Annotated in this window: 22 protein-coding genes and 1 pseudogene; 6 read left to right on the top strand and 17 right to left on the bottom strand. The window is 64.0% G+C overall.

Going from position 1 to position 21,623, the window contains the following annotated elements; genetic code table 11:
• Positions 1 to 110 precede the first annotated feature (110 nt).
• The 3 genes from DNJ95_RS14840 to DNJ95_RS14830 all read right to left on the bottom strand — a co-directional run bounded on the left by DNJ95_RS14840 (position 111) and on the right by DNJ95_RS14830 (position 2,444).
• Complete coding sequence (locus DNJ95_RS14840; RefSeq protein ID WP_131185510.1) at positions 111 to 1,058, bottom strand: L,D-transpeptidase family protein; 948 nt, start codon at positions 1,056 to 1,058, stop codon at positions 111 to 113.
• A 455-nt stretch (positions 1,059 to 1,513) separates the two neighbouring features.
• Positions 1,514 to 1,795 (bottom strand): hypothetical protein, encoded by a 282-nt coding sequence (locus DNJ95_RS14835; protein ID WP_131185509.1) that lies wholly within the window; start codon positions 1,793 to 1,795, stop codon positions 1,514 to 1,516.
• 43 nt (positions 1,796 to 1,838) lie between these two features.
• Positions 1,839 to 2,444 carry an arylesterase gene (locus DNJ95_RS14830; RefSeq protein WP_131185508.1) on the bottom strand — a complete coding sequence of 202 codons (606 nt, stop codon included), beginning with the start codon at positions 2,442 to 2,444 and terminating at the stop codon, positions 1,839 to 1,841.
• A 10-nt stretch (positions 2,445 to 2,454) separates the two neighbouring features.
• Between DNJ95_RS14830 and DNJ95_RS14825 the strand changes: the two genes are divergently transcribed.
• The 3 genes from DNJ95_RS14825 to greB are packed head-to-tail and all read left to right on the top strand — an operon-like array spanning position 2,455 to position 6,161.
• Positions 2,455 to 3,141 (top strand): ABC transporter ATP-binding protein, encoded by a 687-nt coding sequence (locus DNJ95_RS14825; protein WP_131185507.1) that lies wholly within the window; start codon positions 2,455 to 2,457, stop codon positions 3,139 to 3,141.
• Entirely contained in the window at positions 3,138 to 5,642 is a 2,505-nt protein-coding gene (locus tag DNJ95_RS14820; protein ID WP_131185506.1) for an ABC transporter permease, read from the top strand. Before DNJ95_RS14825 ends, DNJ95_RS14820 begins: the two co-directional genes overlap by 4 nt.
• A gap of 24 nt (positions 5,643 to 5,666) precedes the next feature.
• Complete coding sequence (gene greB / locus DNJ95_RS14815) at positions 5,667 to 6,161, top strand: transcription elongation factor GreB (RefSeq protein ID WP_131185505.1); 495 nt, start codon at positions 5,667 to 5,669, stop codon at positions 6,159 to 6,161.
• Between the two features lie 115 nt (positions 6,162 to 6,276).
• On the opposite strand, the gene DNJ95_RS14810 is transcribed toward greB, so the two are convergent.
• Complete coding sequence (locus DNJ95_RS14810) at positions 6,277 to 6,645, bottom strand: winged helix-turn-helix transcriptional regulator (RefSeq protein ID WP_131185504.1); 369 nt, start codon at positions 6,643 to 6,645, stop codon at positions 6,277 to 6,279.
• A gap of 106 nt (positions 6,646 to 6,751) precedes the next feature.
• Between DNJ95_RS14810 and DNJ95_RS14805 the strand changes: the two genes are divergently transcribed.
• Positions 6,752 to 7,765 carry a zinc-binding alcohol dehydrogenase family protein gene (locus tag DNJ95_RS14805; protein WP_131185503.1) on the top strand — a complete coding sequence of 338 codons (1,014 nt, stop codon included), beginning with the start codon at positions 6,752 to 6,754 and terminating at the stop codon, positions 7,763 to 7,765.
• Positions 7,766 to 7,851: 86 nt separating this feature from the next.
• On the opposite strand, the gene DNJ95_RS14800 is transcribed toward DNJ95_RS14805, so the two are convergent.
• From DNJ95_RS14800 to DNJ95_RS14775, 6 genes are all read right to left on the bottom strand, one after another.
• Positions 7,852 to 8,937 carry an AI-2E family transporter gene (locus tag DNJ95_RS14800; protein ID WP_131185502.1) on the bottom strand — a complete coding sequence of 362 codons (1,086 nt, stop codon included), beginning with the start codon at positions 8,935 to 8,937 and terminating at the stop codon, positions 7,852 to 7,854.
• Positions 8,938 to 9,012: 75 nt separating this feature from the next.
• Positions 9,013 to 9,807, bottom strand: a complete 795-nt coding sequence (locus tag DNJ95_RS14795) for a DUF4892 domain-containing protein (RefSeq protein ID WP_131185501.1) — start codon at positions 9,805 to 9,807, stop codon at positions 9,013 to 9,015.
• A 248-nt stretch (positions 9,808 to 10,055) separates the two neighbouring features.
• Positions 10,056 to 10,493: a hotdog fold thioesterase gene (locus DNJ95_RS14790; RefSeq protein WP_131185500.1), complete on the bottom strand. Its 438-nt coding sequence runs from the start codon at positions 10,491 to 10,493 to the stop codon at positions 10,056 to 10,058.
• A 115-nt stretch (positions 10,494 to 10,608) separates the two neighbouring features.
• Positions 10,609 to 11,061 (bottom strand): phosphohistidine phosphatase SixA, encoded by a 453-nt coding sequence (sixA, locus tag DNJ95_RS14785; RefSeq protein WP_131185499.1) that lies wholly within the window; start codon positions 11,059 to 11,061, stop codon positions 10,609 to 10,611.
• The gene (locus tag DNJ95_RS14780; RefSeq protein ID WP_131185498.1) at positions 11,058 to 11,384 is read right to left on the bottom strand and encodes a DUF4389 domain-containing protein; all 327 of its coding nucleotides are present in this window, start codon (positions 11,382 to 11,384) and stop codon (positions 11,058 to 11,060) included. The genes sixA and DNJ95_RS14780 overlap by 4 nt, the downstream gene beginning before the upstream one ends.
• Positions 11,381 to 12,424 (bottom strand): NAD(P)H-dependent glycerol-3-phosphate dehydrogenase, encoded by a 1,044-nt coding sequence (locus DNJ95_RS14775; protein ID WP_131185497.1) that lies wholly within the window; start codon positions 12,422 to 12,424, stop codon positions 11,381 to 11,383. The genes DNJ95_RS14780 and DNJ95_RS14775 overlap by 4 nt, the downstream gene beginning before the upstream one ends.
• A 422-nt stretch (positions 12,425 to 12,846) precedes the next feature.
• On the opposite strand from DNJ95_RS14775, the gene fabA reads away from it, so the two are divergent.
• Both fabA and fabB read left to right on the top strand, forming a co-directional pair.
• Positions 12,847 to 13,362, top strand: a complete 516-nt coding sequence (gene fabA, locus DNJ95_RS14770; RefSeq protein ID WP_131185496.1) for a 3-hydroxyacyl-[acyl-carrier-protein] dehydratase FabA — start codon at positions 12,847 to 12,849, stop codon at positions 13,360 to 13,362.
• 11 nt (positions 13,363 to 13,373) lie between these two features.
• On the top strand, positions 13,374 to 14,591 hold the full coding sequence (gene fabB / locus DNJ95_RS14765) for a beta-ketoacyl-ACP synthase I (RefSeq protein WP_131185495.1): 1,218 nt from the start codon (positions 13,374 to 13,376) through the stop codon (positions 14,589 to 14,591).
• 60 nt (positions 14,592 to 14,651) lie between these two features.
• Here the strand turns inward: fabB and DNJ95_RS14760 are convergent, their stop codons facing one another.
• From DNJ95_RS14760 to DNJ95_RS19820, 7 genes and pseudogenes are all read right to left on the bottom strand, one after another.
• A complete protein-coding gene (locus DNJ95_RS14760; RefSeq protein ID WP_338069389.1) occupies positions 14,652 to 15,647 on the bottom strand; it encodes an amidohydrolase family protein in 996 nt (331 codons plus the stop codon).
• A 311-nt stretch (positions 15,648 to 15,958) separates the two neighbouring features.
• Positions 15,959 to 17,863, bottom strand: a complete 1,905-nt coding sequence (gene htpG, locus DNJ95_RS14755; RefSeq protein ID WP_131185494.1) for a molecular chaperone HtpG — start codon at positions 17,861 to 17,863, stop codon at positions 15,959 to 15,961.
• A 281-nt stretch (positions 17,864 to 18,144) separates the two neighbouring features.
• The gene (locus DNJ95_RS14750; RefSeq protein WP_131185493.1) at positions 18,145 to 18,870 is read right to left on the bottom strand and encodes a DUF599 domain-containing protein; all 726 of its coding nucleotides are present in this window, start codon (positions 18,868 to 18,870) and stop codon (positions 18,145 to 18,147) included.
• Entirely contained in the window at positions 18,870 to 19,310 is a 441-nt protein-coding gene (locus tag DNJ95_RS14745) for a branched-chain amino acid transport system II carrier protein (protein ID WP_131185492.1), read from the bottom strand. The genes DNJ95_RS14750 and DNJ95_RS14745 overlap by 1 nt, the downstream gene beginning before the upstream one ends.
• A gap of 3 nt (positions 19,311 to 19,313) precedes the next feature.
• Entirely contained in the window at positions 19,314 to 20,201 is an 888-nt protein-coding gene (gene sucD / locus DNJ95_RS14740) for a succinate--CoA ligase subunit alpha (RefSeq protein ID WP_131185491.1), read from the bottom strand.
• Positions 20,202 to 21,368, bottom strand: coding sequence for an ADP-forming succinate--CoA ligase subunit beta (gene sucC, locus DNJ95_RS14735; RefSeq protein ID WP_131185490.1), 1,167 nt, complete (start codon positions 21,366 to 21,368; stop codon positions 20,202 to 20,204).
• Between the two features lie 148 nt (positions 21,369 to 21,516).
• Positions 21,517 to 21,623: pseudogene (locus tag DNJ95_RS19820) on the bottom strand (IS110 family transposase); the annotation flags it as partial.

Here is a 21,623-nt window from a genome sequence, read left to right as displayed (position 1 = left end):
CATCCCGCGCCAGGGCATCCGGGTACACGCCAGTATTCTCGATACTTGATGCGCCGGCCTGTTGAGGCTTCGTCGCAAGCCGCGTTGTCGCGACGAAGCCTCAACAGGCTCTAGAACAGGGAATCGCTCTGCGGCTCCAGCACCGTTTGCAAGTCGGCGATCTCGATCGGCAAACCGTCCTCGCCGGCGATGATCTCGCGAATGACTTCCCAGTCGAGACGCAGGCTGCGTGTCGTGGCCTGCTCCTGCAACAGGGCATTGGCCACCTTCGCATGTTTGTCCAGCAGGGTAAGCCCGGCTTCGCCCGGCAGTGGCGCATGGGCTTCGAAATAGACCCGCCCGCCACTGATGCCGAACTTGTACGGCTCGTCGATGATGCGCACCGGCGTACCGACCCTGACCATGCGCGCCAACTCCAGGACATTCTCGTTGAGCATGCGGAAACAACCATGGCTGACCTGCATGCCGATACCGAACTTCTTGTTCGAACCATGGATCAGGTAGCCTGGCATGGACAGGCTCATCTTGAATGGCCCGAGGGGATTGTCCGGCCCGGCCGGCACCACGCTCGGCAATGGATCGCCCGCCTCGGCATGCTCCTGGCGAATCGAGGCCGGCGGATACCAGGCCGGGTTCGGCGTCATCGCGGTGATACGTGCGGTGCCCAACGGCGAGCCCCAGCCTTCGCGACCGATCCCGAGCGGATAGGTATGCACCACCTGCTCGCCGGGCGGGTAGTAATACAGCCGGTATTCGGGCAGGTTGATGACGATGCCCTCGCGCGGGCCGGGCGGCAGGATGAAGCGGGTCGGCAGGATGATGTCCGTGCCCTCGCCCGGCAGCCAGGGATCGACCCCCGGATTGGCCGCGACCATCTCCAGATACCCCAGGTCGTTGCTCTCGCCGATCAGCGCGAAGGTGTCCTCGTAGCGCGCCTTGACCACGCGGATTTCGCCGATCACGTCCTCGCCTTCCGGCGGCAGCGGAAACTCCAGCGCCTGGCTGGTGCCAGCCAGCAGCAGGGAAGACAGGCACAGGGCGAACAAGCGAACCAGCATGGCAAATCCTTGATGAAAGAGCGCTCTAGTAGGGTCTGTTGACGTTTCGTCGCGACCGCGCCGGAGCCAGTTTTTACACGAGGCAAGGCGCGAGATGCGAAGTTTGTTCAGCGCGTCCAGGCGCTTCACCCCTTCGGGGCTTACGCCCAAAAACGCTCCTGGCGTTTTTGTAGTGGGCTAAATGAGTCATCGAGTAACGCAGCCTCGTGTAAAAACTGGCCCGGCCCTCCGGATTGTGCGAGAAATTCCTCCCGCTGTCGTTGCCGGACTTGGCAAGGGAATGAGCATTGCCTGCGTCCTGCGCAATCTCCAGGAATGGAGTGAATGCCGCAAGCCCGTCGGGAACGGGCGCGGCCTGGCCGGGAGGAATTTCTCGCGACAACGCGGCTCGCGACGAAACGTCAACAGACCCTAGACTTCAGGCCGCAAACCCGCTTGCAGCTTGAGCCAAGACCCTACCAATAGCTGACAGCCGACGGAAGCCCCTGGCGCCGCGCCTGCAACGCCTTGCGGCACAATGGGCACAGGCGTGGGTCCTTGAGGATGTCCGCGGGCAGATCGCGCCACAGCGGCCTGGCCGGCAGCAGGCCATCGCATAGCGTACGGTCCACATGGCCGTTCAACTCCAGTTGCCGGGCAACGAGATGCAGGCGATTTTCACGGCAGGCGAACAGATCGAACTGCTCGTCCGGCACGATCATGCGGTAGGCAAACAGGGTCCTGGCGATACGCGACATCGGTGGCTCCAATCGAGGGCGCGACAGTAGCCGTGCGTACGCCTCAAAGCAAGGGGGCCAGTGCCGGCAGCACGTTATCCAGCAGCAGCGGCTGGGCATCGGCGGTCGGGTGGATGCCATCACGCTGCATCATCCCGCTCACCCCGCCAACACCTTCCAGCAAGAAGGGCACGTAGGCCAGTTTCCGCTCCCGCGCCAGACTGTCGAACGCCTCGGCGAACGCCCCGGTGTAGCGTACGCCGAGATTCGGCGGCAGACGCATGCCCAGCAGCAACACCTGCGCCCCGGCCTGTTGCGACTTGTCCACCATGGCGGCAAGATTTCGTTTCAATTGTTCCGGGGGCTGGCCACGCAGGCCATCATTGCCGCCAAGCTCCAGAATCACCACCTCGGGACTGTGCTCGTCCAACAGCCGCGGCAGCCTGGCAAGCCCGCCAGCACTGGTATCGCCACTGATCGAGGCATTCACCACCCGGTGCTCTCCAGGCTGCCCGCGCAAGTGTTCCTGCAACAGCGCAACCCAGCCCTGGCTGGTTTCCAGGCCGAAAGCGGCACTGATACTATCCCCAACCACCAGAACGGTTCCGGCGAGCGCGCCCTGAGACCAGACCAGCACCGCCAGGCTGAACCCTTTCCACCACTTACCCATCGGACTCTCCATGAGCGCCAGTATTCTCGTTGCGCGGAACCTTAGCAAAGTGGTCGACAGTGCGGAAGGCGAGTTGAGTATCCTCGCCGATCTTTCCCTGGAACTGGAAAAAGGCGACAGCCTGGCCATCGTCGGCGCCTCGGGCTCGGGCAAGTCGACCCTGCTCGGCCTGCTCGCCGGCCTCGACCTGCCGACCACCGGCGAAGTGATACTGGCCGGGCATGCCCTGTCGAACCTCGATGAGGACCAGCGCGCCCAGGTGCGCGCCGAACACGTTGGCTTCGTGTTCCAGTCCTTCCAGTTGCTGGACAGCCTCAATGCCTTGGAAAACGTCATGCTGCCGCTGGAACTGGAAGGCCATGGCGATGCCCGCCAGCAGGCGCAACGCCTGCTGCAACGGGTAGGCCTGGGAACGCGCCTGAGCCACTACCCACGCCAACTGTCCGGCGGCGAGCAGCAGCGCGTGGCAGTGGCCCGCGCCTTTGCCGCCAACCCCGACATCCTGTTCGCCGACGAGCCGACCGGCAACCTGGACAGCCAGACCGGTGCGCATATCACCGAACTGCTGTTCGAACTCAACCGGGAGCACGGCACCACCCTGGTGCTGGTCACCCACGACGAACGCCTGGCCCGTCGCTGCCGGCGGCAACTGCACCTGGAGGGCGGACGCCAACTCGACGACGGGCAAGCGTCATGACCCGGTTGCCCGCTTCCAGGCTGTTGTCCCTGGCCGCCCGCCAGCTCCTGCGCGAATACCATAACAGCGAGTTGCGTGTACTGTTCTTCGCCCTGGTCATCGCCGTTGCCACCAGCAGCGCCATCGGCTACTTCGGCGCCCGCCTGAACGACGCCATGGCACTGCGCGCCGGAGAATTCCTCGCAGCCGATCTGGTGCTCGACGGCAGCGCACCCACGACCGCCGAACAAGCCGGGCTGAGCCGCCAGGCGCTACTGGAGCACAGCCAGTTGGTGGAGTTCTCCAGCGTGGTGGCCACGGACGAAGGCATGCAACTGGCCAGCGTCAAGGCCGTCGCCGCGGGCTATCCGTTGCGTGGCCAGTTGCGCAGCGCCGCCGCCCCCTACCAGCCTGAACAAGCCGGTGGCGCGCCGGCCGCCGGCGAGGCCTGGGCCGAGGCGCGGCTGTTCGCGGCCCTCGACCTGCAAGTCGGGGACAGTATAGAAGTCGGCCACAAGACCCTGCGCCTGACCCGCGTGCTGACCTACGAACCCGACCGCGCCGGCGATTTCTACAGCCTGACGCCCAGGGTGCTGATGCACCTGGACGACCTGGCCGCGACCGGCGTGGTGCAGCCCGGCAGCCGGGTGCGCTACCGCGAGTTGCTGAAGGGCGACGGCGCCGAGTTGGCGCGCTACCGCCAGGCGCTGGAACCGACCCTGCAGCCACACCAGCGCATCAGGACCGTGAAGGATGGCAACCGGCAGATCGGCGGCGCTCTGCAGCGCGCCGAACGCTACCTGAACCTCGCCAGCCTGGCGGCAATCCTGCTGGCCGGTGTCGCCGTCGCCCTGTCGGCCTCGCGTTTCGCCGCCAGGCGCCTGGACGCCAGCGCACTGCTGCGCTGCCTGGGGCTTTCCGCACGGCAGGCGCTGCTGCTTTACACCAGCCAGTTGGCCATGCTCGGCGTCCTCGCCTGCCTGATCGGCGCGCTGCTGGGCTGGCTGGGGCAGAATGTGCTGTTCTTCCTGCTGCGCGACCTGCTGGCAAGCGCTATCCCACGGGGCAACCTGTGGCCGGCACTGGGCGGTATCGCCACCGGGCTGGTCGCCCTGGCCGGCTTCGCCCTGCCGCCCCTGGCCGCACTGGGCCGGGTGCCGCCACTGCGGGTACTGCGCCGTGACTTGCTGCCCACCGCGACGGCCACCTGGCTGGTGTATGGCGCGGCCATCCTGGCCTTCGGCCTGATCATGTGGCGGCTGAGCCTCGACCTCGGCATGACCCTGGCCCTGCTCGGCGGCGGCCTGCTCGCCAGCCTGTCGCTCGGCGCCCTGCTGCTGTTCGGGCTGTCCAGCCTGCGCCGCCTGCTCGCGCATGCCGCCCTGCCCTGGCGCCTGGGTCTGGGGCAATTGCTGCGCCACCCGCTGGCCGCGGCCGGCCAGTCCCTGGCCTTCGGCATGATACTGCTGGCCATGGCGCTGGTTGCCCTGCTACGCGGCGAACTGCTGGATACCTGGCAACAGCAGCTACCGGAAAACGCACCCAACCATTTCGCCCTGAATATCCTGCCCGACGAACGCCAGGCCTTCCAGCAGCGCCTCGCCGCCCTGGGCGCCCGCGCCGCGCCGCTCTACCCGGTGATACCGGGCCGGCTGACCGCCATCAACGGCGAAGCCGTGCGCGAATTGGTCAGCAAGGACTCCGAGGGCGAGCGCGCCATCCGCCGCGACCTCAGCCTGACCTGGTCGGAGCGACTGCCCGACGGCAACCACCTGAGCGAAGGTAGCTGGTGGCAACGACCTGCGGCCGGGGCCCCGCCCGAGGTATCGGTGGAAAGCGAGCTGGCCGCCAGCCTGGGCCTGAGACTCGGCGACCGCCTGCTGTTCAACGTCGGCGGAATCGAGCGTGAAGCACAGGTCGGCAGCTTTCGCGAAGTCGACTGGGACAGCTTCCAGCCCAACTTCTACATGATCTTCGCGCCCGGCACCCTGCAGGACCTGCCGGCCACCTATCTGACCAGCTTCCACCTGCCCGCAGGCCACGAGCGAGAACTGAGCGAACTGGCCAGGGCCTTCCCGGCCGTCACCCTGCTGCAGGTCGACGCCCTGCTGGCGCAACTGCGCAGCATCCTCCAGCAGGTATCCCTGGCGATCGAGTATGTGCTGCTGTTCGTGCTCGCTGCCGGCCTGGCGGTGCTGTTCGCCGGCCTCCAGGCCACCCTCGACGAGCGCATGCGCCAGGGCGCGCTGCTCAGGGCGCTGGGGGCGCGGCGTGGACTGCTGCTCAGGGCCAGGGCCGGCGAGTTCGGCCTGCTGGGCGCCTGCAGCGGCCTGCTCGCCGCCCTAGGTTGCGAAATCGTCAGCGCCCTGCTCTACCATTACGCGTTCGAACTGCCCTGGCGACCGCACCCCTGGCTGTTGCTGCTGCCCCTGCTGGGCGCCCTGCTGATCGGTGGCGCCGGGCTGCTGGGCACCCGCCGTACACTGAATGCCAGCCCATTGAGTATCCTGCGTGAAAACTGAGAACCTGCAATTCCGAGAGACAGCATGAGCCGCTATCGCCCTCCCCGTAGCGCCGGCACGCCCCTTATCACGCCCGAAGGGGAAGCGCGCCTGCGTGCCGAGCTGCACGAGCTATGGCATGTGAAACGCCCCCAGGTCACCCAGTCCGTCAGCGAAGCCGCGGCCCAGGGCGATCGCTCGGAAAATGCCGAATACACCTATGGCAAGAAGATGCTGCGCGAGATCGACAGCCGCGTACGCTTTCTGAGCAAGCGCCTGGAAAAGCTCAAGGTGGTCAGCGAACGCCCTTCAGACCCAGGCAAGGTCTACTTCAGCGCCTGGGTCACACTGGAAGACGAAGACGGCAACGAAGCCCGCTACCGCATCGTCGGCCCCGACGAACTCGATCTGAAACAGGGGCTGATCAGCATCGACTCGCCCCTGGCCCGCGCCCTGGTCGGCAAGCCGCTGGACGCGGAAGTCCGGGTCGAGACGCCGACGGGGCAGCGAACCTGGTATATCGTCGCGATAACTTACTAGGTGCTGTTGCCGGCACAGGGCTTGTCGACCGAGACGGCAAAGGGCCGGGCGGGATTCGCCATTCACCAGGATCAAGGTAAGTGCCACGTCCGGCAGAAAGGTATCGCCGGACGCGTCAACCCGCCTCCGTCGGTACCTTGATCGTGCCATCTTCGATATGCGCATCGCCCCATTGCTTCAAGGCCGCGATCACCGGCGCCAGCGTCTGGCCGTGGGCCGTCAGGCGATATTCCACTTTGGGCGGCACTTCGGCATAGACCTTGCGGGCCACCAGGCCATCGCGCTCCAGCTCACGCAACTGATTGGTCAGCATGCGTTGCGTGATGTTGGGCAGAAAGCGGCGCAATTCGTTGAAACGCAGCACCTGCTCGGCCAACAGGCGGTAGAGGATGACACCTTTCCATTTGCCACCGATCAGGTTGAGGGTGGCCTCGACCGAGCAACCGACGGCACAGTCGAATGTTTCATGGGGGATACGGGCCATGACAGTACCTTTCCGGACACTATGTGCAAATCATGTGCGTTCTATGCCAACCCACGAATAGACGCAAGAATGGCAAGTAGTGTTTCACAACGACAGGAGTTACGTCATGCAAGCCATTGGCTTCAAGCAACCTTTGCCGATTTCCGATCCCCGTTCACTGGTCGACCTCGACCTGCCGGACCCCGCCCCCGGTGAGCACGACCTGCTGGTCGAAGTGCAGGCCATCGCGGTCAATCCGGTGGATACCAAGGTACGCTCAGCCGCCCAACCCACGACGGATACATGGCGCATCCTCGGCTGGGACGCCGTGGGCCGTGTGAGTGCAGTAGGCAGCCGGGTCAATGGCTTCGAGGTGGGCGACCGGGTGTTCTATGCCGGCGCCATCGACCGGCCGGGCAGCAACGCCCGGTTGCAGGCCGTGGATGCGCGGATCGCGGCGCATGCGCCCGCCAACCTCAGCGACGAGGATGCGGCGGCATTGCCACTGACCACGCTCACGGCCTGGGAAACCCTGTTCGAACGCCTGCGGGTGGAACAGGCCGTGGCCGGCGCGGCCAATGCCATTGTGGTGATCGGCGCCGCCGGCGGCGTGGGTTCCATGGCTATCCAACTGGCACGCGCGCTGACGGACCTGACGGTGATCGCCAGCGCTTCGCGCCCGGAAAGCGTGGCATGGGTAAAGCGGCTGGGCGCCCAGCATGTGATCGACCACCGCCAACCGCTGGCGGCGCAGGTTGCGGCCCTCGGCCTGGGTGCGCCAGCGTTCGTCTTTTCCACCACGCACACCGAGCACTACCTGGCGGATATCGTGGAGCTCATCGCACCGCAGGGGCGCATTGCCCTGATCGACGACCCCGAGTCGCTGGACATCGTTTCGCTCAAGCGCAAGAGCCTGTCCATCCACTGGGAGTTCATGTTCACGCGTTCCTTGCTGGGAACGGCCGACCTGGTCCGCCAGCACGAGATACTCAGCAGCCTGGCCGGGCTGGCCGAGCAAGGAAGAATCGTCACCACACGCACCGAGACGCTGGGGCCGATCAACGCGGAGAACCTGCGCAAAGCCCACGCCTTGCTCGAAAGCGGCAAGGCCATTGGCAAGACCGTGCTTTCAGGCTGGTGACGCGGGCGCCGTTGCCGCTCCGGTGCGTTCGCGCCGGAGCCTGCGCGGTTTCATCGTCGGCGCGGGCTCGCGTTCATGGCTCGCGTTCATGGATTGTGCTTCTCGCTCGACACCGCTGCGGCGCCCTTCACCGTGGCCCCCGGCACTTCCTTGATCACCCAGTCCCCCAGCAGGCTATAGGCGACCGCCAACAGCGTCGGGCCGAGGAACAGGCCCATGAAGCCGAACGCCAGCACGCCGCCGAAGATCCCGAGCAGCACCACCACCAGCGGCAGGTTGCCGCCACGGCTGATCAGGTACGGCTTGAGCACGTTGTCCACGCCACTGATGACGAACATGCCCCAGATGCCGAGGAAAATCGCCATCCCATAGTCGCCCTGCCAGAACAGCCAGGCCACCGCCGGCCCCCAGATCAATGGTGGCACCATCAGGAAGCTGCAGGCGAAGGTCAGCATCCCGAGCACCAGCGCCCCCGGCACACCGGCGATGGTGAAACCGATATAGGCCAGCAGCGCCTGGGCCGCAGCAGTGCCGATCACACCGTTGACCACACGCTGCACAGTGCCCGCCACCAATTCCAGATAGTGGTCGACACGCTCGCCGATCAGGCGGTACAGCACATTGCGCACGAAAGCCGCCAGGTGCGGGCCATCGCGATAGAAGAAGAACACCAGTACCAGGCTCAACGCCAGCTCCAGCATACCGCTACCGATACGGGCACTGCGCACCAGCAGCCAGTTGCCGACCTGGCCGAAATAGGGACGGGCCGTGGCGAACAGCGCCGAACCCTGCTCACCGACACGCTGCCAGAAATCCAGCAGCCAGCCACCGATCATCGGCACCTGGCCCAGCCAGTCGGGTGGCGGCGGCATGCCATCGACCTGGATGTTGTGCACCAGTGCGTTCGCCTCGCGAATGTAATCGGCGATATTGAACCCCAGCCATACCAGGGGCACCGCTACCAGTACCATCCAGACCAAAGTCAGCAGAGTCGCCGCCAGGGTCGCGTTACCCTTCAGCCAGCGCGTCAGCACGCGCATCAGCGGCCAACTGGCGAAAGCCAGCACGGCGGACCAGAACAGCGCGGAAACGAAGGGCGCCATCACCCACAGACAGGCACCCAGCAAGGCCAGAAGCAGTATCTGCACCAACAGACGGTCATTGTTGAGCATCGAGGGAAACCTTTCTCCAGTGGGGTTGGGGCCTGTTGCCGTTTCGTCACGGTCGCGCCGGAACGGCAGCAGGCCCTAACGCAGCAATCCGATCGACAACCCGGCCTCATCCCCCTCATCGAGCTCCAGGCGTGTCGCCCTGATCCGCTCACCGATCAGCGCTTCGCGCCAGGCCGCAGCCGAAGTGCCGGACAGCACCACCCGCTGAGTGCTGTCCAGACGCAGCATACTGGCCAGCAACGCTACCCACTCGCCCGCGGGCTCTCCGCTCAGATGCGCCAGGCGCAACGAGCCGACACTGCGCAGTTGGCGCGACAGGGTCGCCGCGGTGGGCAGTATCTCCGCCAGGGAGCGCTCGGTGAGCAAGCGCTCCACCTGGAGATAGGCCCGCCCGTTGCCGCGGGTGATGCCATAGAGTGCGAACAGGCTCTGCTCGTCGCGCGCCAACAGATAGGCCTGTTGGGCATCAGGCCCGTACAGGCTGGAGCGCCCGAACACCTCGTTGGCCCACAGGCTGCTTGAACCACACTCGCGCCCTTCGCACCAGAACAGCAGTTGCCCGCCGGCATCGAGCAGTGTCTGGCGTGCCTCGGTGAAAGCCTCAAGCCCCGAATGCGCCGCGGGCAACTGGTAGGTGATCCGCGTCAGTTCGCCGGAAGCGGCGACCTGCGCACTCATGCGCAGTTGCCCGCTGATACGGCGAATCGCGTCCTGCGGGAAGATACGCTCGGCGACCGACTCCTGCCGAAAGTCGATGATCTGCGCCTGGGGATAGCGCGGCAGCATCTGCAGATCAGCGCTCCCCGGGGGCTCCACGGCCCATACGCTGGAAGCCAGCAGGGCAAGTCCTGCAATCCATGGACTACGCATTGGACACCTCAACGCATCGAGTGCGTATGGACAACGGGAAATGCGCAGGAACAGGCGGCACAGGGAAAGTCGGTCATGGGCAATGGCTCGAAAAAGACGATGCACCAGCCTCGCCAGTTGCCCGGAGCAAGTCAAGCAAGGCTTTGCGACATTGTCTTGCATAAGGACGGGCTGCAAGCTGCAAGCGTAATCAGTGTGAAAGGCCCTTCCAAAACCCTGTCAAACGCTTTTTCGCTTTTGCCTGCAGCCTACAACCTTCCGCCCTGCAGCGGAATCACCGCCACGGTCAGGCGGGCGATGCAGCTCGGCTTGCCGTCCTCGCCACTCAGGCGGATATCCCAGACATGGGTGGAACGCCCCAGGTGCACCGGCCGGCATACCCCGCTCACCCGCCCGCTGCGCAGGCCGCGCAGATGGTTGGCGTTGACCTCCAGCCCTACGCACTGGAAAGCCGTGGGATCGATGCACAGGTAACTGGCCATGGACCCCAGCGTCTCGGCCAACACTACCGAGGCACCGCCGTGCAGCAGCCCGTAAGGCTGGTGGGTACGCGCATCCACCGCCATGCTGGCACTGATGGAGTCGCCGTCGAAAGACTCGAAACGGATATCCAGCACCTCGCCGATGCTGCCCTTCATACTCTCGTTCAACGCGGCGAGGCTGGGTTCATGTTGCCAGATGCTCATGATGGGCTTCCTCTGGAATGTCCAAGGGTGCGTTCGAAAAGCCGCCAAAGCACAGAAGACCGGGCGATAAGCAAGGCATCCCGCCTCGCTCGGCCCCAAGCCGCCTCTGGCGGCTTTAGCGGCTTTTACCGACGAGGTTCATCAACCCCGCCGCGACGGCTTCGCCTTCGAGTCCGACCAGGCTACCGGTGCTCATCGACAGGGGGTCGCCACGGTGGCCATTGACCAGCCAGCCCGCCAATGCGCCGACGAACGGCTGATGGGTCACCAGCAGGATATGCGTCTCGCTGCGCCGGTCCAGTTGCCGCATGGCTTCCTCCGGCTCGGCATCGGGGATCAGCCAGTCATGTGTTTCGTACGCCCCCTCATACCCCAGCGCCTGACGGACCACATCGGCGGTCTGCTGTGCCCGCCGGTAGGGGCTGACCAGCATCACCTGGAGAGGCTCGCCCTGCAGACGCCGGGCATTGTGCGCCACCTCCAGCCGGCCTTCGTCGGTCAGGTGCCGATCCGGATCATGCAATGTCCGCCGCTCCGCCTCGCCATGGCGCAACAGCCAGAGCTTCATGCCTTCGGCTCCTCGGGCGTGACGACCTGGACCACTTCGATATCGGCGGGCCGTGGCACCGGCCAGTCGGACAGCGGCCAGGGTTTGCGTTCGCTATTGAAGGTGGCATAGCGACCGATCTGCGCCAGGTACTGGCTCAGGCTGTCACCGAACGCCTGCAATCCCTGATTGATCGAGCCCTGCGCCAGGCGCAGCACCAGTTGCGCCAGCACCACGGCCAGCAGCACCAGCTCGGCCAATTGCCAGACAAAGAAGAAAATCAGCAACCAGAAGCCTCTCAGCAACAGGGACTCACGTTCGGCAGTGCGTTGGATACGGTTCATTTCGTGGCCTCGCCATTCATCATTCCATCAATGGATATGAAATCCACATCGGTCTTGGGTTCGCCACGCATCAGCATGGCGATCACCTGGTCCAGCGTACGGCCTTCGAAGAGCACCGCGTGCAGGCCGGCCACCAGGGGCATGTAGACCTGCAACTCCTCGGCACGGGATTTCAGCACCTTTATCGTGTTGACCCCTTCGGCCACCTCGCCGAGACGCGACACCGCCTCATCCAGGCTGAGCCCCTCGCCCAGCGCATGGCCGACCTGGAAATTGCGGCTCTTCGACGAGGTGCAGGTGACGATCAGATCGCCGACCCCCGCCAGCCCGAGGAAGGTGATCGGGTTGGCGCCGAGCTTCACCGCGAACCGCGTCATCTCCGCCAGCGCCCGGGTAATCAGCATGCTGCGGGTGTTTTCGCCCATGCCCATGGCCGCCGCCATACCGGCCATGATGGCATAGACATTCTTCAAGGCGCCGCCCAGCTCGACGCCGAAGCGATCGGAACTGGCATAGACCCTGAAGGTCGGCCCATGCAATACGGCCTGGACTTCACGGCACAGGGCGTCATCGCTGCTGGCAACGACCGTGGCGGTCAAGGCATGCTCGGCCACCTCGCGCGCCAGGTTCGGGCCGGACAGCACACCGATGCGCGCCTGCGGCGCGATATCCTCGAGGATCTGGCTCATCAGCCTGAACCCCTGGGCCTCGATGCCCTTGGTCGTACTGACCAGCGATTTCCCGGCCAGCAGGTCCGCATGGGGCTGCAACGCCTGGCGCAGGGCACTGGAAGGCAGCGCGACGAAGATCAGCCCGCTGGCGGACAGGGCAGCCCTCAGATCGCTCCCCGCCGCCACCCGCTCATGGACATGCACCCCCTTCAGATAGCGAGGATTCTGGCGCAGGGTGCGGATACTCTCGGCCTGCTCCGCATCACGCATCCAGAGCGCCACCGGATGCCCGTTCTCGGCCAGGAGATTGGCTATCGCCGTCCCGAAACTGCCCCCCCCGAGAACCGCAATGGATTGCTGTTGTGTCATGAGATTTCCATCATTCGCCACGTCACAGTGGCAAGCCGGGCATTATACGCGCCACCACCGGCCAAAGGCGAAACACCCCATAGCCGGCGCAACCGGCCACCGGCGCAGCCCCCTGCGGGCATCGTCGATAGTGGCTCAATCCTGCGTTTTCTATCCATATCTGTTCGATCCGCGACGAAACATCGTTACCTTCTACCTTCTTCACGGCCTCGGTAGTGTTAAAGTAGCGTCCGTTTTTGCCTTTGCCGCCTGCCGGCTCTGGAAAACTGGGCGAAATGATTGAGTGAAATGAAGGATGCCCCGCGCGTGTGACTTTATGCACAACGCGGCAGTCTATGACTAGTCTTATGACCAAGCTCTCGGACTCCTGGGGCCGATGAACGCAGCAAGCCCCCCCGGAAAGGGGCCATTGAGGAATACGCATGACCAAACAACAGGCATTCACTCGGGAAGACCTGCTTCGTTGCAGCCGCGGCGAACTGTTCGGCCCCGGTAATGCGCAACTGCCCGCGCCGAACATGCTGATGGTCGATCGCATCGTTCACATCAGTGAAGTCGGCGGCAAATATGGCAAGGGCGAACTGGTTGCAGAGCTGGATATCGATCCCGACCTCTGGTTCTTCGCCTGCCATTTCGAGGGCGACCCCGTCATGCCCGGATGCCTGGGCCTGGATGCCATGTGGCAACTGGTAGGTTTCTACCTGGGCTGGCAAGGCAACCCGGGTCGCGGTCGCGCCCTGGGTTCGGGTGAAGTGAAATTCTTCGGCCAGGTCCTGCCGACCGCCAAGAAGGTCACCTACAACATTCATATCAAGCGCACCATCAACCGCTCGCTGATCCTCGGTATCGCCGACGGCACGGTCAGTGTCGATGGTCGTGAAATCTACAGTGCCGAAGGTCTGCGTGTCGGCCTGTTTTCCTCCACTGACAGCTTTTAAGGGTTATCCGCATGCGCCGTGTCGTGATCACCGGTCTGGGCATCGTTTCCTGCCTCGGCAATGACAAAGAAACCGTTTCAGCCAACCTGCGCGCTGGCCGTTCCGGTATCCGCTTCAACCCGGAATACGCCGAAATGGGCCTGCGCAGCCAGGTTTCCGGCTCCGTCGACATCAACCTGGACGAAGCGATCGACCGCAAGGTCCGGCGTTTCGTCGGCGATGCCGCCGGCTATGCCTTCCTGGCGATGGAACAGGCGGTCAAGGACTCGGGCCTGAGCGAAGACCAGGTCTCCAACCCGCGCACCGGCCTGATCGCCGGCTCAGGCGGCGCCTCCACTTTCAACCAGATGGAAGCGCTGGACATCCTGCGCGAGAAAGGCGTCAAGCGTGTCGGCCCGTACCGTGTGACCCGCACCATGAGCAGCACCGTCTCCGCCTGCCTGGCCACCCCGTTCAAGATCAAGGGCCTGAACTACTCGGTCGCCTCGGCCTGTGCCACCAGCGCCCACTGCATCGGCCTGGCCATGGAACAGATCCAGCTCGGCAAACAGGACGTGGTATTCGCCGGCGGCGGCGAGGAAGAGCACTGGAGCCAGAGCTTCCTGTTCGACGCCATGGGCGCGCTGTCCAGCCAGTACAACGACACGCCGCAGAAAGCCTCCCGCGCCTACGACGCCAAGCGTGACGGCTTCGTCATCGCCGGTGGCGGCGGCATGGTGGTGGTCGAGGAGCTGGAACACGCCCTCGCCCGCGGCGCGCGCATCTACGCCGAAATCGTCGGTTATGGCGCCACCTCGGACGGCTACGACATGGTCGCCCCGAGTGGCGAAGGCGCGATCCGCTGCATGCAGCAGGCGCTGTCCACCGTCAAGGAGCCAATCGACTACCTGAACACCCACGGCACTTCCACCCCGGTCGGCGACGTCGCCGAGATCAAGGGCGTGCGTGCGGTGTTCGGCGACAAGGCCCCGGCCATCAGTTCGACCAAGAGCCTGTCCGGCCACTCCCTGGGCGCCGCCGGCGTGCATGAGGCGATCTACAGCATCCTGATGATGGAAGGCCGTTTCCTCGCCGCCTCCGCCAACATCGAAGGGCTGGATCCGGAAGTCGCCGACCTGCCGATCCTGCGCGAGACTCGCGAGAACGTCGAAGTCAACACCGTGATGAGCAACAGCTTCGGCTTCGGCGGCACCAACGCCACGCTGGTACTGCAACGCTGGAAAGGCTGATCCCCTGCCCGACCATGAAAACGGCGCCCACGGGCGCCGTTTTTCGTTTCCTGCCCTCGATCAATCGGCGATTTCCCGCTGCCGCTTCTTCGGCAGGATCGACAGGAAATTGTCCCGCGCCACCTGCATCGCCACATCCTCGGGCAAGGCATCGAGGAAGGGTACGAAAGCCCGCAGCGTCTGCCCGACCTTGTCGAACGAGCCGACCACGTCCGAGCCCAGCATGAAGCGTGCCGGGTATCGCTTGACCAGTTTCACCCAGCCCGCATCGGGCTTCCCCCCAGCGTCGAGCAGATAAGGCTCCAGCACCGTCCAGGACAGATCTATATAGAGGTTGGGATAGGTTTCCAGCAGGCGGGTCAGCGTCGGCAGCAGGAACTCCAGTTTCTCCTGGTGACGGTGCAATTCCATGCTGGTGCCGGCATGCGCCCAGATGAAACGGGTCTTCGGATGCTTCTCCAGCGACTCCTCCAGTTCCTCCAGATAGAGCGGGTTGCGCTCACGCTTGGAAGTGATATTGGAATGCAGCATCACCGGCAGGTCATATTCGGCGGCCAGGCGATAGACCCGCGCCAGCGCTTCATTGTTGGCCCGAGGCGCATCGCCGTGGATCAACGCGGTGAGGTCGTCATGGCGGGTGAAGATCTCGCCGATACCCTGCCACAGGCCGGGGTCGAGCTCGAGCATACGGCGGACATGCGCATCGGCGTTCTTGTCGTTGGGATTGAAGCCCGAAAGGAAGGGGTGAAAACGCTCCTGCTGCTCCGGCGTCAGTTGCCTGTAGGCATCGGCGATCAGCACATCGGTAGCGCTGTACCAGTAGGCGTTGGCGTCGTCGCCAGCGTAGTAGCGTGGCCGCTTGGGCTCGTTCTCGTCCCACTTCTTCGCCACCGGGATGCCGGAAAGCATGATGTGGTCGATGGCGAACTCATCCATCTGCCGCAACAGCTTCGCCATCCCGTCGCTTTCCTGGAAGAAGTCGACGTAATGCAGGTGGGCATCACTATAGCGGTAGTCGCGGGCCTGGGCGGTGGAAACCAACAGCAGTGCGGACAAACAGAGAACACAACGAAGCAAGGACAAATGCAGCCCCTCATGCGGCAAAGGTGAATTTCATAGACCCTCGAAGGAAGTTTTCCGTTCACCCTCGCAGGAGGCAGGCCATATTCCTGTGAAAAATCACTGCCCAGCCGCAGCAACGAGCTTCTGTGTGTGGCGGTACCCCATTCACGAGCCAGCCCCACGCTCATCTCATCGCAGGCCGCTGGCGGTGTTCCGAGGCAGCGCAGTGGCGCAGCTACAGCGGCCAGCGCGATAAAGACCAACGCCCCGGCAAGCCGGGGCGTTGGTCCGTCACACGGTAAGCGTCAGGCGGACAGTTCCACCAGCAGCTTGTTCAGGCGCTGCACGTAGGCGGCAGGGTCCTTGAGGCTGTCGCCGGCAGCCAGTGCGGCCTGGTCGAAGAGGATGTGCGAGAGGTCGGCGAAGCGATCCTCGTCCGGCTCGGCATCCAGCTTCTCGATCAGCGGGTGGCTCGGATTGAACTCGAAGATCGGCTTGGAGTCCGGCACCTTCTGCCCGCTGGCCTCGAGGATCTGGCGCATCTGCAGCCCCAGGTCCTGCTGGCCGATGGCGAGAATCGCCGGCGAATCGGTCAGGCGGTGGGACACCCGCACCTCGGCGACTTCGTCACCCAGCGCGCTCTTCAGGCGCTCGACCAACCCTTCCTTCTCCTTGGCGACTTCTTCCTGGGCCTTCTTGTCCTCTTCCGAGTCCAGGTTGCCGAGGTCCAGGTCGCCACGGGCGACATCGACGAACTGCTTGCCGTCGAATTCGCTCAGGTGGCTCATCAGCCACTCGTCGATACGGTCGGTGAGCAGCAGCACCTCGATGCCTTTCTTGCGGAACACCTCCAGGTGCGGGCTGTTCTTCACCTGGTCGTAGGACTCGCCGGTGAGGTAGTAGATCTTGTCCTGGCCTTCCTTGAAGCGCGACACATAGTCGGCCAGCGCCACGCTCTGCTCGCCGCCCTCGCCCGCGGTGGAGGCGAAACGCAGCAGGCCGGCGATCTTCTCCTTGTTGGCGAAGTCTTCCGCCGGGCCTTCCTTGAGCACCTGGCCGAAGGCTTTCCAGAAGTTCTTGTACTGCTCCGGATCGTTCTTCGCCAGCTTCTCCAGCATGTCCAGCACACGCTTGGTCAGCGCCGACTTCATCGAGTCGATCACCGGGTCCTTCTGCAGGATTTCGCGGGAAACGTTCAGCGACAGGTCGTTGGAGTCCACCACACCCTTGATGAAGCGCAGGTACAGCGGCAGGAACTCATCGGCCTGATCCATGATGAATACACGCTGCACATAGAGTTTGAGGCCCTTGGGCGCTTCGCGGTGGTACAGGTCGAACGGCGCGCGGTTCGGCACATAGAGCAGCGAGGTGTATTCCAGCTTGCCCTCGACCTTGTTATGGCTCCAGGTCAGCGGGTCGTCGAAATCATGGGAGACATGCTTGTAGAACTCCTTGTACTGCTCGTCGGTCACCTCGGTGCGCGGGCGGGTCCAGAGGGCGCTGGCGCGGTTGATGGTTTCCCACTCGGGCTCGGCCGGCTTGTCTTCCTCCTTGCCCAGGTGCTCCTTGGGCAACTCGATCGGCAGGGCGATATGGTCCGAGTATTTCTTGACCACGTTGCGCAGGCGCCATCCATTGGCGAACTCGCTTTCGTCCTTCTTCAGGTGCAGCACGATACGGGTGCCGCGCTCGGGCTTGTCGAGGGTGGCGATTTCGAACTCACCCTCGCCCTTCGATGCCCAGTGCACACCTTCGCTGGCCGGCAGGCCAGCACGGCGGGTGAAGACCTCGACCCGCTCGGCGACGATGAAGGCCGAATAGAAGCCCACGCCGAACTGGCCGATCAGGTGCGAATCCTTCTTCTGGTCGCCGGAAAGATTCTTCAGGAAATCGGCGGTACCGGACTTGGCGATGGTGCCCAGGTGCGCGATGGTCTCTTCGCGGCTCATGCCGATGCCATTGTCATCGAGGGTGATGGTGTTGGCTTCGGCATCGAAGCTGAGGCGAATCCTCAGTTCGTCGCCGCCTTCCAGCAGTTCGGGCTTGGCCAGCGCTTCGAAACGCAGCTTGTCGACCGCATCGGATGCGTTGGAGATCAACTCGCGCAGGAAGATTTCCTTGTTGGAATACAGCGAGTGAATCATCAGGTGAAGCAGTTGCTTCACTTCGGTCTGGAAGCCAAGGGTCTCTTTCTGAGTCTCCGCACTCATCCTACATCCTCCAATAATCAATGGCAGGGACCGCGACAGCGGCGATGCCAGGAGAGATGGGGGCATGCGGGATGATTTCAAGGGCCCGGGGGCATCCGTGCAGGGCGATTGCGCCATGCACGGCCAACAGCCGAAAACAACGCTGGAAGGCTCGAGGCTGGACGAAAGAGCGTGGCAACCGGTGTTTTTCGTCCAGCTCTACAGCCTCCAGCGCTTTTGTCGAAGCACCCTGCCGGTGAGGATATCCAGGGCAAATGATTGGCCGCGAAAGGCCAGGCCCGCTACTCCAGCGCTGTCTCGACAGCCGAGGTCGGGGTGTACACCATCACCTTGAGCACATCGGAATGGAATTCGCGGCGATAGAGGATCGCCACCACCCCCGCCGTCACCAGCATGAAGAACCATGGGCTGATGAACCAGGAGAGGATCGACATACCGAAGTAATAGGCGCGCAGGCCGAAGTTGAACTGGTTGGCCGCCATCGAGATGACCCGCGCGGCGCGCTTGGCGAAAGCCCGGCGCTCCAGGTCGCTGACATTGTGTTCGCCGACCATGGGCGCCGAGGCCACCAGGATCGCCGCGAAATTGTACTGCCGCATGCACCAACTGAAGGTGAAGAAGGCATAGACGAACACCACCGCCAGCCCCAGCAGCTTCACCTCGGACAGCCCACGGCTGGCCGGCTGCGCGAACGGCAGGTCGCCCAGCAACGATACCGCACGCTCGGAGGCCCCCAACGCGGTGACGATACCCGCCAGGATGATCAGGGTGCTGGAAGCGAAGAACGCGGCATTGCGCTCCAGGTTGCCGATCACGTTGGCGTCGGCGATGCGGTTGTCGCGCTGCAGCAGGCGGCGCATCCAGTCCACCCGGTAAAGATGCAGCACACTGGCCAGGCAGGCGGTGTCCCGCCCCCGCCATTCGGCATAGAAGGTGTAACCCACCCAGCACACCAGGAACCAGCAGACGGCCAGCAGGTGTTGCCAGAATTCATGGACGAAAGTCATCAGGACCTCTCTTGTAGCTGCGGACGGCCATGGGCGCGATCCACGATGATAGCCAGCGCCAGCGCTACCGGAGCCACCCAGCCCATGCCCAGATCGGCCAGGGGCAGGCGTTCCAGGCCCCAGGGCAAGTCGCTGGCGAACCCGCTCGAGCGCAAGCCGTCAATAATGCCAAACAGCAACGTTACCGCCATGACCGGGATCATCACGCGGCTGGAAGAAAGCCAGAAACGGTCGAGCAGGCTCAACCCGACCAGCACGATGGCCAGTGGGTAGAGACTGGCCAGTACAGGCACCGACAGGCCGATCAATTGGTTCAGGCCGATATTGGATACGGCGAAACTGAACAGGCTGAAGACCCAGGCCACCATGGCATCGGGAACCCTCAGCAGGTCGCTGAAAAACTCTCCGCAAGCGACCAGCAGCCCGACGCCGGTGGTCATGAATCAATGAGGTATGACGCTCCAGCCTGTCACCTCGGCCAGCGCCTTGCCGATCTCGTCCAGCGAGCGCACGGTCCTCACCCCGGCATCCTCCAGGGCCGCGAACTTCTCCTGGGCAGTGCCCTTGCCCCCGGCAATGATCGCCCCGGCATGCCCCATGCGCTTGCCCGGCGGCGCCGTCACACCGGCGATGTAGGAAACCACCGGCTTGCTGACATGGGCCTTGATATAGGCCGCCGCCTCTTCCTCGGCGGAACCGCCAATCTCGCCGATCATCACGATGGCTTCGGTCTGCGCATCGGCCTCGAACAGTTCGAGGACATCGATGAAGCTGGTACCGGGAATCGGATCGCCACCGATGCCGACGCAGGTGGACTGGCCGAACCCCGCATCGGTGGTCTGCTTCACCGCTTCATAGGTCAGGGTGCCGGAACGCGAGACGATGCCGACCCTGCCCGGCAGATGGATGTGCCCCGGTTGTATGCCGATCTTGCAGCCGCCCGGGGTGATCACACCCGGACAATTGGGGCCGATCAGGCGCACGCCCAGTTCATCGCACTTGACCTTGACCTGCAGCATGTCCAGCGTGGGAATGCCCTCGGTGATGCAGACGATCAGCCTGATACCGGCGAATGCCGCCTCCAGGATCGAGTCCTTGCAGAAAGGTGCCGGCACGTAGATCACCGAGGCGTCCGCGCCGGTGCTGTCCACCGCCTCCTGCACGGTATCGAACACCGGCAGGCCGAGGTGCCGGGTGCCGCCCTTGCCCGGCGTGACGCCACCGACCATGCGCGTACCATAGGCGATCGCCTGCTCGGAGTGAAAGGTGCCCTGGGAGCCGGTGAAGCCCTGGCAGATGACCCGGGTGTCCTTGTCGACGAGGATGCTCATTCAGTTGCCCTCCGCGGCTTTGACGACCTGGATGGCCGCATCGGTCAGGCTGGTGGCGCCGATGATATTGAAACCGCTCTCATCCAGCATCCTCGCCCCCAGCTCGGCATTGTTGCCTTCCAGGCGCACCACCACGGGCACCTTGACGCCCACCTCGCGCACGGCATCGATGATGCCCTCGGCGATCATGTCGCAACGCACGATGCCGCCGAAGATATTCACCAGCACCGCCGCGACGTTGCTGTCGGAAAGGATGATCTTGAACGCCTCGCTGACCCGCTCGCCGGTCGCGCCGCCGCCGACATCGAGGAAGTTGGCCGGCCGCCCGCCGTAGAGGTTGACGATATCCATGGTGCCCATGGCCAGCCCGGCGCCGTTGACCATGCAGCCGATATTGCCATCCAGCGCCACATAGTTGAGTTCCCAGCGCGCCGCATGGGCTTCGCGCGGGTCGTCCTGGGAAGGGTCCTGCATACCACGCAGGCGGGGTTGGCGGTAGATCGCGTTGCCATCGACATTCAGCTTGGCATCCAGGCAGTGCAGGTTGCCGTCCTTCCTGATCACCAGCGGGTTCACTTCCAGCAACGCCAGGTCGTAATCGACAAAGAGCTTCGCCAGCCCCATGAAGATATGGGTGAACTGCTTGACCTGCTCGCCTTCCAGCCCCAGTTGGAAGGCCAGGCTGCGCGCCTGGAAGGGCTGGGCCCCGACCAGCGGGTCGATGCTGGCCTTGAGGATATTCCCGGGGGACTCATGGGCGACCCGCTCGATATCGACACCGCCCTCGGTCGAGGCCATGAAGACGATACGGCGACTGGAACGATCCACCACGGCGCCCAGGTAAAGCTCCCTGGCGATCTCAACGCAGGCCTCGACAAGAATCATGTTCACCGGTTGCCCGTTGGCATCCGTCTGGTAGGTCGCCAGGCGCTCGCCGAGCCAGCGCTGGGCGAACGCCCGCGCCTCATCCTTGCTCCGCACCCGCTGCACGCCGCCCGCCTTGCCGCGGCCACCAGCGTGTACCTGCGCCTTGACGATCCATTCCGTACCGCCAATCTTGTCGCAGGCTTCGGCGGCCTCCTTCGGGCTGTCCACGGCATAACCCTGGGAAACGGGCAGACCGTACTCGGCGAACAGTTGCTTACCCTGATACTCGTGAAGATTCATGCTTGCCTACCATTGATTGGACTTGTAGTGGTATTGCGCATTTCCGTCCAGGATCCTGTCCATGATCCTTTCCCGGAATTTTACGTGAATTGACTCGGTTTCCGTGACGATAGCGACTATCAGGTTCAGGTAGATACCGTCTTGGCCCTCACCGAGCAAGTGCCAATTCGGGGTTAAAGGGCACACCGGATTTCAGCACGCCATAAACGATGCACAGGAGCTTGCGCATCGCCGCGCAGATGATCTGTTTACCGG

The sequence above is a fragment of the Stutzerimonas kirkiae genome, assembly GCF_004327335.1.
GTDB classification, from domain to species: domain Bacteria; phylum Pseudomonadota; class Gammaproteobacteria; order Pseudomonadales; family Pseudomonadaceae; genus Stutzerimonas; species Stutzerimonas kirkiae.
The sequence above is the reverse complement of the archived record's forward strand: the minus strand, read 5'-3'. Positions and strand labels throughout refer to the sequence as shown.